This window comes from Roseibium sp. AS2, from assembly GCF_038900065.1.
Taxonomy (GTDB): Bacteria; Pseudomonadota; Alphaproteobacteria; order Rhizobiales; family Stappiaceae; genus Roseibium.
The window spans coordinates 62,129-78,427 of the sequence record NZ_JBBMQN010000004.1 but is presented as its reverse complement, the minus strand read 5'-3'; the positions used below and the strand labels follow the sequence as shown (position 1 = coordinate 78,427).

The window sequence follows — 16,299 nt, the reverse complement described above, 5'->3', positions numbered from 1 at the left end:
GTTCAATGTGACCGGAAATCACTCCAGGTCGCGTCAACCGGCGCGCGTCTGCAAGGATTTACCTGTCCTTCAAGCATGATCTCTATATAACCTCCCACAAACCCCTGCCCGATGACGATGAAGCCACTGGATCAGCATGAAACTCTCCCAGGAAGACATTGCCGGACTGATCGATGCAAACGACCTGAGGAAACGTCTGACCGCGCTCACGAAACCCGGTGACGGCGATGGCTCGGACATGAAAATCCGGGCGGCGGTTCTTGGCGAACTGAAGGATGTGGTCAGGACCTCGCGGGAAACAGCGGAGAAAAGGCTGAACGAGGACGGCAGCGGCCTGCTGTGCGCGGCCCGGCTGTCCTTCGTCCAGGACGAACTGATCCGGGTGATCTACGATTTCGCCCAGCATCACGTCTACAGGATCAAGAATCCATCCGCCGCAGAACGCATGTCGGTGGCCGCCGTGGGTGGTTATGGACGCGGCACGCTTGCGCCCGGATCCGATATCGACCTGTTGTTCGTGCTGCCCTACAAGCAGACCCCCTGGGGCGAGCAGGTCGTTGAATACATCCTCTACATGCTCTGGGATCTCGGCTTCAAGGTCGGCCATGCCACGCGCAATATCGAAGAGTGCATCCGCCTCTCCCGAACCGATATGACCATCCGGACGGCCGTGCTTGAAGCCCGGTACATCTGGGGGGACAAGGCGCTGTTCGAGGACCTGATGCAGCGTTTCGACGCGGAAGTGGTCGAGGGCACCAGTTCGGAATTCATTGCGGCCAAACTCCAGGAGCGGGACGACCGCCATGGCCGGCAAGGCACCTCGCGCTATCTTGTCGAGCCGAATATCAAGGAAGGCAAGGGTGGCCTGCGGGACCTCAACACCCTGTTCTGGATCGCCAAGTATCACTACCGGGTCAACTCCCAGTCGGACCTTGTCGGGAAAGGTGTTCTGAGCCGGTCCGAAAACACCCGGTTCAGAAAGACCGAGGACTTTCTGTGGGCGGTGCGCTGCCACCTGCATTTCCTCACCGGCCGGCCGGAGGAGCGCCTGTCCTTTGACGTCCAGCGGGAAATCGCGCTCCGTCTCGGCTACACTCAGCATCCGGGCATGAAGGATGTCGAGCGCTTCATGAAGCACTACTTCCTCGTGGCCAAGGATGTCGGCGACCTGACCCGGATCATCTGTGCGGCGCTGGAAGAGGAGCACGTCAAGGAACCGCGCGGCAAGGGCCTGACGGGCATGATGCGGCGCCTGCGCGGCGGACGCCTGTCCGGAACCGCGAAACCCGTTGAAGGGGCGGCCGCGTTCGTTGTCGAGAACAACCGGCTCAATGCCGTCTCCGAAAAGGTGTTCGAGACCGATCCGACCGATCTTCTGCGCGTGTTCCAGATCGCGGACAAGCATGACTACAACATGCATCCCCGCCTGACCCTGCTGATGCGGCATTCCCTGAAACTGGTCGATTCGGATCTGCGTGCCGATCCGGAAGCCAACCGGCTGTTCCTGTCGATCCTGACGTCCCGGCACGCGCCGGAAAAGACCCTGCGCAAGATGAACGAGACCGGGCTCTTGGGCCGCTTCGTTCCCGAGTTCGGCAAGGTCGTGGCGATGATGCAGTTCAACATGTATCACCACTATACGGTCGACGAGCACCTGATCCGTTCCATTGGCGTTCTTGCCGAAATCGAGCGGGGCAATTCGGGCGACAATCATCCACTGGCGACGGACCTCATCCTGACCCTGCAGAACCGCAAGCTGCTTTACGTGGCCATGTTCCTGCATGACATCGCCAAGGGCCGCCCGGAAGACCACTCGGTCGCCGGCGCCAGGGTCGCGCGCAAGATCTGCCCGCGCTTCGGCCTGAACGATGCGGAGACGGAAACCGTCGCGTGGTTGATCGCCCATCATCTGGACATGAGCACCATCGCCCAGTCGCGCGATCTGTCGGACCGCAAGACCATCACGGATTTCGCCCAGACGGTGCAGTCCCTGGAACGGCTGAAACTTCTGCTGATCCTGACTGTTGCCGACATCCGCGCTGTCGGGCCGGGGGTCTTCAACGGCTGGAAGGGCCAGCTGCTGCGCACGCTCTATTACGCGACCGAACCGCATCTGTCCGGCGGTCACACCAAGATGTCCCACAGCCAGACCATCGCACTGGCCAAGGAAGAGCTCGACGGCCGCATCGGCCACTGGCCGGAAAAAGACCGCAAGGCCTACCAAAGCCGTCATTATGCCGCTTACTGGCTGCGCACGGAACCGGACCGGCTGCTGAGCCACGCCGAGCTTCTGCACGCATCCGACAAGGACGGCAAACGTCTGGCGTTTCAGGTGATCCCGCGCGCATTCGAAGGCGTGACCGAACTCACCATAATGGCGCCGGACCATCCCAGACTGCTGTCGATCATTGCCGGCGCCTGCTATTCCACCGGTGCCAATATCGTGGACGCGCAAATCGACACGACCACCGACGGTTTTGCCCTCGACACGATCTTCATCCGGCGGGAGTTGCCGGGGGACGAGGACGAGCAGCGGCGCGGCGAACGGATCGCCCGGCTGATCGAAACCACATTGCGCGGCGAGGAGCAGCCACCCGAGCCCGTGTCGCGCAAAAGCGCCATGAAGGGCCGGATGAGAGCCTTCAGGGTCGCAACGGAAGTTCTGGTCAACAATGCGCTTTCGGACGACTACACGGTTCTGGAGATCTCCGGCCTGGACAGGCCCGGTCTGCTGTATGATCTCACGCGCTCCATCGCCACACTCAATCTCAACATCGGCTCGGCACATATCTCGACATTCGGCGAGAAAGTGGTCGACGTTTTTTACGTCACCGATCTGACCGGTCAGAAAATCGCCAATATCGGGCGTCAGGAAATCATCCGCGAGCGGCTGTCCGCCGCCGTCGAAGGACACGTGGAACTGGATCCGGCCGCACCTGTTTCCCGGAAGATCTCGCGGTCCGTGTCCTGACACGCGCAGTTCACTTTCTCTCTGGAGCCCCGCCGGCATGAGTCTAGTCCGCAATTTCGCAACGGTCGGCGGCGCGACCCTGCTCAGCCGGCTGCTCGGATTCGTGCGCGACGTTCTGCTCGCCGCCGTTGTCGGGGCGGGGCCGGTTGCCGACGCCTTCGTTGTGGCGTTCCGCCTGCCCAACCTGTTCCGGCGCCTGTTCGCCGAGGGCGCTTTCAACTCGGCATTCATTCCCTTGTTCGGACGCGCGGTGGAGGAACAGGGCGAGGACGGCGCGCGGCGTTTCGCCGGCGAGATCGGTGCCGCCCTGCTGTTCTGCCTCCTGGCCCTCACGGCCCTGGCCCAGATCTTCATGCCCGGCGTCGTCTGGGCGCTGGCCCCGGGCTTCGTGGAGGATTCGGCCAAATACGACCTGACCGTGCTGATGTCGCGGATCGCCTTCCCCTATCTCATCTTCATGTCGCTGCTGGCCTTTGTCGGCGGCATCCTGAACACCTACAACCGGTTCGCGGCGGCGGCGTTCGCCCCGGTGATGCTGAATGTCGTGATGAGCCTTGTCCTGGGCGGTGTGCTCCTGGGGGGTGTCGAGGCGGACATGACGCTGGGGGTCATTCTGGCCGTCGGTGTGACCATCGGCGGCATCGTGCAGCTCACTGTGGTTATCATCGACCTGAAACGGCTGGGTTTCCGCATCCCGGTCTACCGTCCCCGCTATACCAAATCGGCCAGGCGCCTGCTTGTTCTCGGATTTCCCGGTGTGATTGCCGGCGGGGTCACGCAGATCAATATCGCGGTCGGGCAGATCATCGCCTCGCTCCAGGAAGGCGCCAACGCGCTGCTTTACTATGCCGACAGGCTGTATCAGTTGCCGCTCGGGGTCATCGGCATCGCCATCGGTGTGGTACTGCTGCCCAGCCTGACGCGGCAATTGCGTGCGGGCCAGACGGCGGCCTATCAGCACAGTCTCAACCGGGCACTGGAATTTTCCCTGGTCCTGACATTGCCGGCCGCAGTCGCCCTGGCCGTGATACCCGATGAGATCGTCTCGGTCCTGTTTCAGCGTGTGCGCTTCGATGCCGCCGCCGTGGAGGGCACGGCGGCGGCTCTGACCGCCTTCGCATTCGGCTTGCCGGCCTTTGTGCTCAACAAGGTCTTTTCACCGGGCTATTTCGCCCGCGAAGACACCAGAACGCCGATGATCTTCGCCATCGTCGCCATGATTGTGAATGTCGGCCTGTCGATTGCGCTGTTTCCGGTGCTGAAACACGTCGGCATCGCGCTGGCGACCACGATTGCCGGCTGGATGAACACCGGCCTCCTGATTGTCTTTCTGTGGCGGCGTGGCCATTTCGTGCCCGATTTCAAGCTTCTGCGCAGGCTCCTGCTGGTGCTTCTGGCCAGTCTGCTGATGGGACTGATCGTGCATTTCGCGGCGCAGTATCTGGCGCCCTCCCTGTCGGACGCCTGGCTTCTTGTCCGGGTCGCCAGCCTGTGCGCGCTGGTTTTGACCGGCATGGCCGTGTTCGCCCTGTTCACCCAGCTCAGCGGCGGCTCGGACCTTCTGGGCATGATCAAAGCGTTGACACGGCGCAACACCTGAGCGCGAAACGCAGGTTCGAGGTGTTTCCGGCTTGCATGGCGGACGGCGCAGGCTTACACCCGGCGCGCCCGAATGTTCATAAGCGCCCTTCCAACCGGCCGCACCAATAAAGGGATTTCAGATGACGGCGTTCCAGCCCCGTGTCTTTTCCGGCGTTCAGCCGACCGGCAATCTCCACCTTGGCAACTACCTGGGCGCGGTGTCGCGCTGGGTTCCGCTGCAGGACCAGATGCCGACCATTTTCTGCGTTGTCGATGCCCATGCCATCACGGCCGGGTTTCCGGACCCGCAGGAACTGACCAACGCCACCAGGGAAGTGACCGCCGCCTATATGGCCGCCGGAATCGATCCGAAGAAATCCATCATCTTCAACCAGTCCCAGGTGCGCGAGCACGCGGAACTGGCCTGGATCTTCAATTGCGTCGCGCGCATGGGCTGGCTCAGCCGGATGACCCAGTTCAAGGAAAAGGCCGGCAAGAACCGGGAAAACGCTTCCGTCGGACTGTTCGCCTATCCGAACCTGATGGCTGCGGACATCCTGGCCTATCGCGGAACCCACGTGCCGGTCGGCGACGACCAGAAACAGCACCTGGAACTGACCCGTGACATCGCCGCCAAGTTCAATAACGACTTCGCCGGGCGGATCAAGGAACTGGGTATCGGTGTGCCCAATCCGTCCCCGTCGCCGGAGCTTCCGGAATTTCTTTATTTCCCGATGACCGAGCCGCTGATCGCCGGACCGGCCACCCGGATCATGTCCCTGCGCGACGGCACCAGGAAGATGTCCAAGTCGGATCCGTCCGACCTGTCGCGCATCAACCTGACCGACGACGCCGACACGATCTCCAAGAAGATCAAGAAGGCCAAGACCGATCCGGATGCCCTGCCGGGCGAGACGGACGGTCTGGAAGGCCGGCCGGAAGCGGACAATCTCGTCGGCATCTACGCCGCCCTCAGCGGCACCACCAAGGAAGAGGTGCTCCGGGAGTTCGGCGGCCAGCAGTTCTCCGCCTTCAAGCCGGCGCTGTCCGACCTGGCCGTGGCCAAACTGTCTCCGATGACAGACGAAATGCGGCGTCTCAAGGAGGACCAGGCAGAGATCGATGCCGTCCTGAAGGACGGTGCGGAAAAGGCCTCCGAGATCGCCGAGCCGGTGCTCAAGGACGTCCGCAGGATCATCGGCTTCCTCGACGTGCGCTGACGTCTGACAGGGTCCGGTCCGGCACACGGACCACAGCCAGGACAGGACTCATGGACAGGTCTGAAAACGAGAGCAACGCCATCCGGTATCTGCCGCGGTCCGTGGCCGCGCTCGGCCATTGGTCCTGTCCGCCATACTCGTTCAAGGTTTACGGGCTGAGTGACCTCGGCATGGCCATGGAGGTCGGCGATCTGACGCAAGCGTGCAGCCTGGCGGCAGCGCGTCTTGAGGACATACAGGTCGAGCAGGGGCAGACCTATCCCGGTTTCCTAATCTATCACAAGGGAAGCGCAGGCATCACGCTGCAGGTTTACTGGTGGGTCGAGGGATGCATCCTGTGCCAGGATCACGTCCGTCTTCCCTACGATGGTGAAGACCCGATTGCCGCGCTCAGGCCTCATGTGGTCGGCTGTGTGTGGGAGTTGGCAGTGGTCAACCACGAAAAGACCGCCTGGCAGGGCACGATGATGTTCGGGAGGCCGAATGTGGCCGCCTATCTGCAAAGCTGGCTACCGGATACCACCGTCTGACCGTTGAAAAGGCATCCGTGTAATTGTCAATGAAACGGTTTTTCAAAGTTTTCACTGCACTCTGATCACAACTGGGTCTTGTAGAGAGTAGTGAACTTGGTCAGTCAAAACAGTGATCGTGCCGCCAAAGCCGTGCCGGATGCCGACAAGGTGGAAGAAGAGCGGGTCGCCGATGGATCGTTTCACTCCGCGCGTCAGGACAGGGTTCCACCGAAATCTTCCCGGGTGGCCGACCCGGACCGCGACAGCGGTCCGGACGTCGGACCGGGCCGCCGGGCGACCGATCTGCCAGTCTCGGCACCGGCGAAATCGCTGCAGCATCTGGCCGTCGCCGGCCTGGTTGTCGGACTGGCCGCGGGGTTTCTGCTGGTTTCCACGGACGGTATCAACCGCTACCTGGGCGTTGGCCTGACGTTTTTCGCCGGCGGCCTCGCGGTCTGGCGGCTCTTTGCCGACGACGTCCACCGGGCCATTCAGGCCGTGCAGCTGAAAGACGACAAGATCCGCCGCCTGACCGCCCGCTGCGAGGAACTCGAGGACCGGGCCTGGGAGCTGGGCGAATCCGATGAACGCCATGCCAGTATCCTGGCAACCCTCGGCGATGTGGTGATCCGGCGCGACCAGGACGGCACCATTACCTATGTGAACACCGCCGCCGACGACGTGTTCGGACCGCATCACGCCCTGCAGCCCGGCAGCGAGATGCGGCTGCCGCTCGTTGAGATGTCCCGCGCCAACGGGACCGGCCCCTCCGGGCCGGGTGCCAGTGGCACGGGCATGGGGTTCGAGGACCTTCCCCTGGAAACGGCCCAGGGCCGCCGCTGGTTTTCCCGGATCGACATTCCCGTGCGTGACACCGCCACGGACCGTCAGCTCGTGCAGACCGTTCTGCGCGACGTGACCGAACGCCGGCTGATTGAGGAAGAGCTTCTTGCTGCGCGCCATTCCGCGGAAACGTCCAACGAGGCGAAATCCCGCTTTCTGGCGACCGTCAGCCACGAGATCCGCACGCCGCTCAACGGCATTCTCGGCATGGCCGCGCTCTTGCGCGACACGCGCCTGACCAAGGAACAGGGTGCCTATATCGAGGCCCTGGAAACATCGGGAGAAACCCTCCTCCTGCTGATCGACGAAGTGCTCGATTTTTCCAAGGTGGAAGCCGGCAAGCTGGACATTTACGCCGCGCCGGTTCGTGTCGGCACCCTGGTCGAAAGCGTCGTTGAGCTGCTTGCGCCCAAGGCCCATGCGAAACAGCTGGAAATCGGCGCCATGGTCGATCCCTATCTGCCTGAAGAGGTCTCGCTGGACGCGACACGTGTGCGCCAGATCCTGTTCAACCTGATCGGCAACGGCGTCAAGTTCACCGACGAGGGCGGCGTGGCGATCGAACTGAGCGGACGGCCCAACGAGGAAGGCGGCAGTTTTCTGGACATAGATGTGCGCGACACCGGGATCGGCTTCGATGCGGAAGAAGCCGGACGCCTGTTCCAGGAATTCGAACAGGTCGACCACGGCCCTGCCCGCAAGTTTGGCGGTACCGGGCTTGGCCTGGCGATCGCGCAGCGGCTCGCGGGCCTCATGGGCGGTGAGATTTCGGCCCGCCCGGCCGGTGGAGGCGGCGCCCATTTCCGTGTCTCCCTGCCGGTTCCCGAAAATCTGTTGGCGGACAGGGACCAGCGTCTGGAGCAGGTCGTGGGCCGCAGGATCGTTTTTGTCAGCAACAGCCGGATCGAATGCCCGCTGCTGGCCGGGCGCCTGCAGCAGCATCAGGCCGAAGTGAAGGTGCTGGCCCCCGGCAATCCCGAACTCGACACCTGCCTTGCGAGCGCGGACCTTCTGATCGTCGACAACGGGGCGCTCTCCGACAGCGGCGGCTGGCTCGCCTCCGCGCGGCTGACGGGATGCAGGGCACCCGCCATCGTCATGATCGCGCCGCCGGAGCGCGAGCGCCTGGAGAACCTGCGCGCAGCCGGCTACGCGGCCTATCTGATCAGGCCGGTGCGCATCGAGACTCTGGTTCAGATCTTCTCGGGCCTGCTGGGCGACGAAGGTATGGACCACGCCTGGGATGTCAGCGCCGAACCGGTGAGCAACAGCTTCCTGTCCAGCCGCTACAAGATGCCCGCGCGGCCCTTGCGCCTGCTTGTTGCCGAAGACAACGATATCAACCGGCTCCTGAGCGAGGCGATGCTGCGCAAGCTCGGCCATGTGCCTGTCATGGTTGTTGACGGCGAGAGGGCGGTCGAGGCGGCAGCGGAGGGGTCCTACGACGCCATCCTGATGGATCTCCACATGCCCGGCCTCGACGGATTTCAGGCGATCCGCCAGATCCGCGCGGATGAACAGGCCGAAGGCCGCCCGGCTGTGCCGGTGCTGATCGTCACGGCCGATGTCATGAAGGATGCCCGCGACAAGGCGGCGGAAGTCGGGGCGGCGGGCTATCTGACCAAACCGCTGTCCGTCGAAGCCATTTCGGATGCCCTGTCCGAAGTTGGCCGCGCCTGAGGAATGTGCCGCGGTCTCGCGTGTCCGGGAACGTCCACCGGCGGACCCTGCGAGAACCCTGCCGTGTAATACCAATCTCCTTGGACAGGCGTATCCTGCTTGCCGGCAAGGCACGGGAAAAAAATCTGGTGTCATCCGGTTGTCGGAATAGTATGTTCTACGGCGTGGTCCAAGCACAGCCACCGGGCCGGGGATTGTTGTTCCCGCGTAGGTAAATTGGCGGGTGAATCAGTCAATAGCCTCAGAGACCGATCGATGTGCGCCAATGGGAAGACATGAGGGTGGAATGTCCATAATGCGGCAAGGACTGTTTTCTCCGAGGAATCTGGTCCGCAAATTCACGCCTGCAATGCGCCCCGACGCAAACATGGCGAACGTTCAGCGTCCCGGCACCGCGCTCCGCACCCCTGTCAAGACCGGCGAAACACTTGGCCGAATCGGGTCGCTTGAAGTCCGCATGGCCCGGAACTTCAAGGAAGTCAAAAAGGCGCAGCGTCTCCGCTACGAGGTTTTCTACGAGGAAATGTCGGCCATCCCCGACGCACACACCCTTGCGACCCGCCGGGATGCCGATCCGTTCGATGCCTATTGCGATCATCTGCTCGTCGTCGATCACGCTTCGCTGAAGCGCAACAAGCTTGGCCGGCTGAAACCGGAAATCGTCGGCACCTACCGGATCCTGCGTCAGGAAATGGCGGACCGGAACGGTGGTTTCTACACCGCCGCCGAATACGACATTCAGGCCCTGATCGATGCCAATCCGGACAAGCGGTTCATGGAACTCGGCCGCTCCTGCGTGCTGAAACCCTACCGCAACAAGAAAACCGTCGAGTTGCTCTGGCACGGGATCTGGGCCTATGTTCTGCGCCACAAGATCGACGTGATGCTCGGCTGCGCGTCGATCGAGGGCACCTGTCCCGACACGCTCGCCGGCCAGTTGTCCTTCCTGCACCACAATGCCCGCGCGCCGGAAGAATGGCGCGTGCGCGCAGTGGCAGACCGCTATGTGGACATGAACCGCCTGCCGGCCGAACAGGTCAACTCCAGGGAAGCGCTGCGTGCCCTGCCGCCGCTGGTCAAGGGGTATCTGCGCCTTGGCGCCTTCATCGGCGATGGCGCCGTCATCGATCACCAGTTCGGCACCACGGACGTGCTGATCATCATGCCGGTGTCCGAACTCAACACGCGCTACGTCAACTACTACGGCGCTGACGCAAGCCGCTATTCCAGCTAGAGCGGTCCGGCTGGCCACAGGCTTCCCGCATGTCCTTGCGGCCAGGCGAAACGCACACCGGAACCGGTGTGCCGGCGGGTCAATCGGCCGCTCCGGCCCGGGTCTGCAAATTTCGGTAGCCTTAACGCCCCCTTAAATCACCTCACTCTAGAATCATCCCCGGGGAACCCGGTCCTTGGCCGGCGAACGCCGACCCGGTTTGGTATGGAGTAGGGAAAAGGGATCAATGGCGCCTCGGGCGAAACGCCAGCCGCGTGTTGAACCGACATTCGGACAGTCGGGCAGCAGCCTGCTTGACCTGCGGCTGAAACCGCAGGACCGCCCGGCTGCGCCCGCTTCAAAATCTTCCGGCAAGGCGAAGTCCCGCAAACCTGCCGCCAAGAAGAAAACCGCTCCGAAAAAACCCGCTTCTCCCGCGCGCAAGCCAGCCAAATCCGGGGCCAAAACCGGAGCCGGCACCGGCAAGAGCCGTGCCCGGGGCGGGCGCTCCGGTGCCAAGCGGCGCAGCCGCAAACGGACCCGTCGTTTTCAGCTTCCCACCGCGCTCGGACGGCTGCTCAAGCGCGGCGTCTACTGGAGCATGGTGCTCGGCATCTGGGGCACGATCGCGGTGGTCTGCGTGGTCGGCTACTACGCCGCCTTCCTGCCGCCGACCTCCGAATGGCAGGTGCCGGCCCGGCCGCCCAACGTCAAGATCGTTGCCTCCAATGGCGCGCTGATCGCCAACCGCGGCGACACGGGCGGCGAAGCCGTGCGTCTGGAACAGTTGCCGCCCTATCTGGCCAACGCGGTGATCGCCATCGAGGACCGCCGCTACCGCTCCCATTTCGGTCTCGATCCGATCGGTCTCGCCCGCGCCATGATCATCAACTTCACCTCGGGACGCCTGCAGCAGGGCGGATCGACCCTGACCCAGCAGCTCGCCAAAAACCTTTTCCTGGAGCAGGATCGGACCATCAAGCGCAAGATCCAGGAGCTGGTTCTGGCCTTCTGGCTGGAGGCGGAATATTCCAAGGACGAGATCCTCGAAATGTACCTGAACCGGGTCTACCTCGGTTCGGGAGCCTACGGGGTCGACGCGGCGGCCCGCCGCTATTTCGGCAAATCCGCCCGGCTGATGACGATCGCCGAGGCTGCGACCATCGCCGGCCTGCTCAAGGCACCGTCGCGCTATTCGCCGGCCCGCAACCCGGACCTTGCCGAGGACCGGGCCCAGCTCGTGCTCGCGGCGATGAACGAGGAAGGCTACATCACCGACAATGAGGCCAAGAACGCCCTCGCCGCCCCGGCCAAGGTCGTGCGCCGCTACACCACGGCCAGCGAAAATTACGCCGCCGACTGGGTGATGGACGTGCTGCCGCATTTCGTCGGCTCGATCGAGAAGGACATCATAGTCGACACGACCATCGATCCGGCGATGCAGGAGGCGGCGGAACAGGCGCTGCGCACCGCCCTGAAGGAAAACCGCCAGAGCTACGGCGTGACCCAGGGCGCGGTGGTGACGCTCGACACGGCCGGTGCGGTCAAGGCTCTGGTCGGTGGTGCGGACTATTCGAAAAGCCAGTTCAACCGGGCGGTCTACGCCAAGAGGCAGCCGGGCTCCGCCTTCAAGCCCTTCGTTTATCTCGCCGCGCTGGAAAACGGCATGAGCCCCCAGACCATTCGCCAGGACCAGCCGGTCACATACGGCGGCTGGTCGCCGAAGAACTACACCAAGGAACACTACGGTCCGGTGACCCTGACACGGGCGCTCAGCCTGTCGCTCAACACGGTGGCGGTGCAACTGGCGCATCAGGTCGGCGCGGGCACGGTGGCAGACACGGCCACGCGGCTTGGCGTCACGTCGGACATGAAAAGAAACCTGTCCCTGTCGCTGGGCACGTCCGAGGTCACGCCGCTGGAAATCGCTGGCGCCTATGTGCCGTTCTCCAACGGCGGTTACGGCGTGTTGCCCCATATCATCCGCCGGATCAAGACCGTCGACGGCAAGACGCTGTATTCGCGCTCCGGCGATGGCCGGGGCCGCGTCGTGGAGCGGCGCATGGTCGGGGAAATGAACCTGATGATGTCGGAGACGCTGATGACCGGCACGGGGCGCAAGGCCCGGCTCGACAGCGGCCGGCCCGCCGGCGGCAAGACCGGCACCAGCCAGGATTTCAGAGACGCCTGGTTCATCGGCTACACGGGCAACCTGACCACGGCGGTCTGGCTCGGCAACGATGACAATTCCCCGACCAAAAAGGCCACCGGCGGCGGCCTGCCTGCGACGGTCTGGAAGCAGGTGATGGACGCGGCCCATGTGGGCCTGCCGGTGGCGGAGCTGCCCGGCGTGCCCGATCTGCCGGTGGCCGTCGCGGCGCCGCGCAGGCCCGTGCCGGTGGCCAGTTCCGGCAGCGGCAGCGATCCGCTTCCACCCGCCCCGATCGGCGGCGGCGAGGACGGCCAGCGCCGGGGCCCGCTCAACCTGCTTCGCAACCTGTTCGGCGGTGGCTAGGGCGGTCTCCGGATCGGATGACACCGTGACGGAAGGGCAGATCCGAAGACCCGTTCTCCTCCGTCACCGGGAACGTCTGGTTAGCAATCGTCTGTCTGAAGGAACCCGACCGTCTTCATCTCAGCACTGGTGGCTGTAGGTGAAGACGAGCGTGTCGGTGGTGAACTTGCCGGAAGGGCGGCAGCGGTTGTGCACCTCGCGGGTTCCGGTGACGGTGACCTGCAGCTGGTCGCCGCGCACCGGCCCCTCGACGAAATATTCCAGCGGCGATCCGGGACAATATTTGGAAAAGACCCGGGCCGTGCCGGAATACCAGTTGCCGCTCTTGACCCCGTTGAACAGCAGGGTTCCGCGCTGGACGCCGGAGCCGCGCAGCACGTCCCGGGGCCGTTCATAGGACAGCCAGCGCTGGTTGCCCTGCGCCTGCAGGCGCATCAGGGACCCGTTGTGGTTCCAGCAGCTGTCGGCGGCGGCTTCGCCGGCCAGGACACCTCCAAAACCGGTGGCAAGCACCACGCCGACAAGCCCGGCTCTGGTCAGTTCAAACAGGGTCATGCATCGCCTCCCGAATTCAATCGGCCAAGCGAACCACGAATTTCAAGATTTGAAAACGGAAATCCGGACCGGAAGCCCTTGCATCCTGTCTCAGCCGAAGCCGTGCAGGTGCCGGCCGTTGTCCTTTAGCCACTGCCGCGCGGACGGGGTCTGCGGCGCAAGCTGTTCGCACAACCGCCAGAACCGTGCCGAATGGTTCATTTCCTTCAGGTGTGCCACTTCGTGTGCGGCGACATAGTCGAGAATGTCCGGCGGCGCCAGAACAAGCCGCCAGGAAAACGACAGGCGGCCGTTGGACGCACACGAGCCCCAGCGGCTTCTGGTGTCGCGGACGCTGATCGCGGCGATCTTCGCGCCGATGGTGCGTGCGTGCTCTTCGGCGCATCGAGTCAGGTCGGCGCGGGCCTGCTCTTTCAACCAGGCGGTCACCTTGCGGGGCATGTGGTCGTCGGCGCCCGGAACAAGAAGGGCCGGCAGACCGTCCGCAGTCTGGCCTGTGGAGACAAGGCCGCGCAACTTGCCGGTCGGCACGATGATGTGCTCCTCGCCGCGCAGGGGCACCTTGTCGCCGGCCCGGAAGGCAATGTGATCGGGCCGGTCCTGGAGGCGCTCGACCAGCCAGTCGATGTGCTGACGGGCAAAATGTTCGGCCCGGGCCAGGTTGCCGCCCTTCGGCACCGTGAGGACGGGTCCGGACTGGTCTGCCGGCAGGCGCAGCAGATACCGCTGCGCCCGCGGGTTCGCCTTCAGGCGGATACGCACCGGCGCGGCGCCGGTGTCGATCTCCAGATGGTCCGGCAGGGCTTTCTTGCGGGAGCGTGAAAACATGATCAGGCGATGGTCCGGGCGAATCAGTTGCATCAGGTCCGTTCCGGCCATTGTCGGGACCGGATTCGACTGAAGCAAGGCAATAACCCGGACGCTTCGGCAAGTCACGCCCTGCCGTGATGCCGGACCTGACAGAGATCCGGAGCCTGCCTCCGGGGTGCGCCTGTCTTGTGGCGGGGAGGACCCGGTCAGTCAATCAGGGTCAAGGCCTCCTTGCCGACCCGCCGGTAGTTCACGAAGGCATTCGCGCTCATCACGACGAAGAAACCTTCCATGTCGATCAGCACGTAACCCTGTTCGAACAGGGCGCGGGTCAGGCCTGCAATATCGTCGGCGTAGAGCCTGCGCCGTTTCAGCATGTCCCTGAGGACCTTCACCGGGATTCGGTAGCGGCCCGAGGGCTTTCCCCCGAACTCCATTCCATAAAGCTCAACCAGGGCGTTCGCCGTGCGATCAAAATCCGTCATTGGTTATCCGTGATAAAATTTTGGCTATAGACAAAATAATATCACATATATATGAAGCTGCAACCAGGCAATCGAGTGAAAATGATGGAAACCCACACCCAGTCACCCAATGGCGAGGATCTCTCGGACGCGCTGCAGGTCGCGGTGGCCGAGGGCAACGCGGAACGGATCTCCGCTCTTCTCGATCCCTTGACTCACAGCGAGGCCCTGCGGGAGCTGCTTGCCCTGTCGCCGGAGGAGCGAGACCGGGTGCTTGAGCTTGTTCCGGCTGAACTCGCCGCTGAACTGATCGGGGAAGCGCCGAACGAGATGGCGGTCGATCTGGTCGAGCGGATGGAGCCTGACCGGGCGGCCGAGGTTCTCGAGGAGCTCGATTCAGACATTCAGGCCGACGTTATCGGCGAAATGGACGAGGTGGACGCGGAAGCGATTCTGTCGGAGATGGACGCGGATGGCGCCGCACACGTTCGCCGTCTCGCGACTTATGACGACAACACGGCCGGCGGACTGATGATGGCCGAAGTGTTCCGCTTCAACGATGTCGAAACGGTCGGCAAGGTGTTGCGCGACCTGGCGTCCGACGATGACGATTTCGAACGCTACAGGGGGCAGCATCCCTACATTACAGACGCCGTGGGACATCCGGTCGGGGTCGTGTCGCTGCGTGGCCTGCTGACGGCGAAACGCAGCGCGCTGCTCACTTCGATCATGACACAGGTGCAGACGGTGCCCTTGAGCATGCCGCTCGAGGATCTGGAAGACATTTTCGACGAACACCCGTTCCTCGGCGTGCCTGTGGTCGACGAGACCGGCCTTCTCGTTGGAGTGGTCTCGCGGATCGCGGTCTCTGACGCCGTGCTGGAACGCAGCGAAAGCGTAAGCCTGAAACGGCAGGGTGTGGTTGGCGACGAACTCAGGTCCATGCCGCTCTGGCTGCGATCGCGACGGCGGCTCGCCTGGCTGTCGGCGAACATCGTGTTGAACATTCTCGCAGCGAGTGTCATCTCGGCCTACGAGGAAACGCTCTCCGCGATCATCGCGCTGGCAATTTTCCTGCCGATGGTTTCGGACATGAGCGGCTGTTCGGGTAATCAGGCCGTCGGCGTGACCATGCGGGAACTGAGCCTCGGTCTGGTCCGCCCGGTCGATGTCTTGCGGGTCTGGTTCAAGGAAATCTCTGTTGGCCTCATCAACGGCATCTCGCTCGGGATCCTGATCGGGATCGTCGCCTGGGTCTGGAAGGGCAATCCCGCGCTCGGCCTGGTCATCGGGGCCGCGCTGGCGCTCAACACAATTCTCGCAGTGTCGATCGGCGGGGTCGTGCCGCTTCTGCTGAAACGTCTCGGCCAGGATCCCGCAGCCGCGAGCGGCCCGCTCCTGACGACAATCACCGACATGGCCGGGTTCTTCTTCGTGCTGAGTTTCGCCACCCTGATGATGCCGTGGTTGCTGTGATGAAAGACAGGAAGACGGCATTGCGCCGGACAGGCCGTGACCTGACCGTGATCGGCTGGATGGAGACGATCGACCTGCCCGATCTGGAACTCGCGGGACTGAAGGCCAAGATCGATACCGGCGCGCGGACGTCGGCGCTGCATGCGACCGATATCCGGACCTTCACCCGGAACGGTGCGTCCTGGGTCTCCTTCATGGCCGACTCGGGGCACGGGCTCTGCGATGTCCCCATTGAGGCGGCCGTCAGGGATCAACGCGCGATCAAGAACACCTCCGGTGTACCGGAAGACCGTTTCATCATCCGCACACGTCTGCGGCTCGGCGGCAGTCTCTGGACCATCGAACTCTCGCTCAGCGACCGCAGCAACATGACTTTCCCGATGATCATCGGGCGGGCGGCGCTGAAAAACCAGGCGATCGCCGTACATACCCGGCGCGCCTTTGTCGTGACCGATTGAC

At 63.4% G+C, this 16,299-nt stretch carries 12 protein-coding genes; 9 read left to right on the top strand and 3 right to left on the bottom strand.

Going from position 1 to position 16,299, the window contains the following annotated elements; translation table 11 throughout:
- Nucleotides 1–136 precede the first annotated feature (136 nt).
- The 7 genes from WNZ15_RS12295 (at nucleotide 137) to WNZ15_RS12265 (ending at nucleotide 12,535) form a co-directional block, all read left to right on the top strand.
- A complete protein-coding gene (locus tag WNZ15_RS12295) occupies nucleotides 137–2,971 on the top strand; it encodes a [protein-PII] uridylyltransferase (RefSeq protein WP_342893274.1) in 2,835 nt (944 codons plus the stop codon).
- A 37-nt stretch (nucleotides 2,972–3,008) separates the two neighbouring features.
- Nucleotides 3,009–4,571, top strand: a complete 1,563-nt coding sequence (gene murJ / locus WNZ15_RS12290; RefSeq protein ID WP_342893273.1) for a murein biosynthesis integral membrane protein MurJ — start codon at nucleotides 3,009–3,011, stop codon at nucleotides 4,569–4,571.
- Between the two features lie 121 nt (nucleotides 4,572–4,692).
- Nucleotides 4,693–5,772: a tryptophan--tRNA ligase gene (trpS, locus tag WNZ15_RS12285; RefSeq protein WP_342893272.1), complete on the top strand. Its 1,080-nt coding sequence runs from the start codon at nucleotides 4,693–4,695 to the stop codon at nucleotides 5,770–5,772.
- 50 nt (nucleotides 5,773–5,822) lie between these two features.
- Entirely contained in the window at nucleotides 5,823–6,302 is a 480-nt protein-coding gene (locus WNZ15_RS12280) for a hypothetical protein (RefSeq protein ID WP_342893271.1), read from the top strand.
- 96 nt (nucleotides 6,303–6,398) lie between these two features.
- Entirely contained in the window at nucleotides 6,399–8,807 is a 2,409-nt protein-coding gene (locus WNZ15_RS12275) for an ATP-binding protein (RefSeq protein ID WP_342893270.1), read from the top strand.
- A 367-nt stretch (nucleotides 8,808–9,174) separates the two neighbouring features.
- Entirely contained in the window at nucleotides 9,175–10,041 is an 867-nt protein-coding gene (locus WNZ15_RS12270; protein WP_342893269.1) for a GNAT family N-acetyltransferase, read from the top strand.
- Between the two features lie 226 nt (nucleotides 10,042–10,267).
- Nucleotides 10,268–12,535, top strand: coding sequence for a transglycosylase domain-containing protein (locus WNZ15_RS12265; protein WP_342893268.1), 2,268 nt, complete (start codon nucleotides 10,268–10,270; stop codon nucleotides 12,533–12,535).
- Nucleotides 12,536–12,655: 120 nt separating this feature from the next.
- Here WNZ15_RS12265 and WNZ15_RS12260 read toward each other — a convergent pair whose 3' ends face one another.
- From WNZ15_RS12260 to WNZ15_RS12250, 3 genes are all read right to left on the bottom strand, one after another.
- Nucleotides 12,656–13,090, bottom strand: coding sequence for a hypothetical protein (locus WNZ15_RS12260; RefSeq protein ID WP_342893267.1), 435 nt, complete (start codon nucleotides 13,088–13,090; stop codon nucleotides 12,656–12,658).
- Nucleotides 13,091–13,180: 90 nt separating this feature from the next.
- Entirely contained in the window at nucleotides 13,181–13,951 is a 771-nt protein-coding gene (locus WNZ15_RS12255; RefSeq protein ID WP_342893266.1) for a SprT family zinc-dependent metalloprotease, read from the bottom strand.
- Nucleotides 13,952–14,106: 155 nt separating this feature from the next.
- The gene (locus tag WNZ15_RS12250; RefSeq protein ID WP_342893265.1) at nucleotides 14,107–14,385 is read right to left on the bottom strand and encodes a hypothetical protein; all 279 of its coding nucleotides are present in this window, start codon (nucleotides 14,383–14,385) and stop codon (nucleotides 14,107–14,109) included.
- Between the two features lie 81 nt (nucleotides 14,386–14,466).
- On the opposite strand from WNZ15_RS12250, the gene mgtE reads away from it, so the two are divergent.
- Nucleotides 14,467–15,840 (top strand): magnesium transporter, encoded by a 1,374-nt coding sequence (gene mgtE / locus WNZ15_RS12245; protein ID WP_342893810.1) that lies wholly within the window; start codon nucleotides 14,467–14,469, stop codon nucleotides 15,838–15,840.
- Nucleotides 15,840–16,298 (top strand): RimK/LysX family protein, encoded by a 459-nt coding sequence (locus tag WNZ15_RS12240; protein WP_342893264.1) that lies wholly within the window; start codon nucleotides 15,840–15,842, stop codon nucleotides 16,296–16,298. The genes mgtE and WNZ15_RS12240 overlap by 1 nt, the downstream gene beginning before the upstream one ends.
- Nucleotide 16,299 lies beyond the last annotated feature (1 nt).

What these genes read in the sequence shown, in the direction of transcription:
- WNZ15_RS12295 (WP_342893274.1), top strand. Translation starts at nt 137, where the DNA reads ATGAAACTCTCCCAGGAAGACATTGCCGGACTGATCGATGCAAACGAC.
- murJ (WP_342893273.1), top strand. Translation starts at nt 3,009, where the DNA reads ATGAGTCTAGTCCGCAATTTCGCAACGGTCGGCGGCGCGACCCTGCTC.
- trpS (WP_342893272.1), top strand. Translation starts at nt 4,693, where the DNA reads ATGACGGCGTTCCAGCCCCGTGTCTTTTCCGGCGTTCAGCCGACCGGC.
- WNZ15_RS12280 (WP_342893271.1), top strand. Translation starts at nt 5,823, where the DNA reads ATGGACAGGTCTGAAAACGAGAGCAACGCCATCCGGTATCTGCCGCGG.
- WNZ15_RS12270 (WP_342893269.1), top strand. Translation starts at nt 9,175, where the DNA reads ATGGCGAACGTTCAGCGTCCCGGCACCGCGCTCCGCACCCCTGTCAAG.
- WNZ15_RS12265 (WP_342893268.1), top strand. Translation starts at nt 10,268, where the DNA reads ATGGCGCCTCGGGCGAAACGCCAGCCGCGTGTTGAACCGACATTCGGA.
- WNZ15_RS12260 (WP_342893267.1), bottom strand. Translation starts at nt 13,090, where the DNA reads ATGACCCTGTTTGAACTGACCAGAGCCGGGCTTGTCGGCGTGGTGCTT.
- WNZ15_RS12255 (WP_342893266.1), bottom strand. Translation starts at nt 13,951, where the DNA reads ATGCAACTGATTCGCCCGGACCATCGCCTGATCATGTTTTCACGCTCC.
- WNZ15_RS12250 (WP_342893265.1), bottom strand. Translation starts at nt 14,385, where the DNA reads ATGACGGATTTTGATCGCACGGCGAACGCCCTGGTTGAGCTTTATGGA.
- mgtE (WP_342893810.1), top strand. Translation starts at nt 14,467, where the DNA reads ATGATGGAAACCCACACCCAGTCACCCAATGGCGAGGATCTCTCGGAC.
- WNZ15_RS12240 (WP_342893264.1), top strand. Translation starts at nt 15,840, where the DNA reads ATGAAAGACAGGAAGACGGCATTGCGCCGGACAGGCCGTGACCTGACC.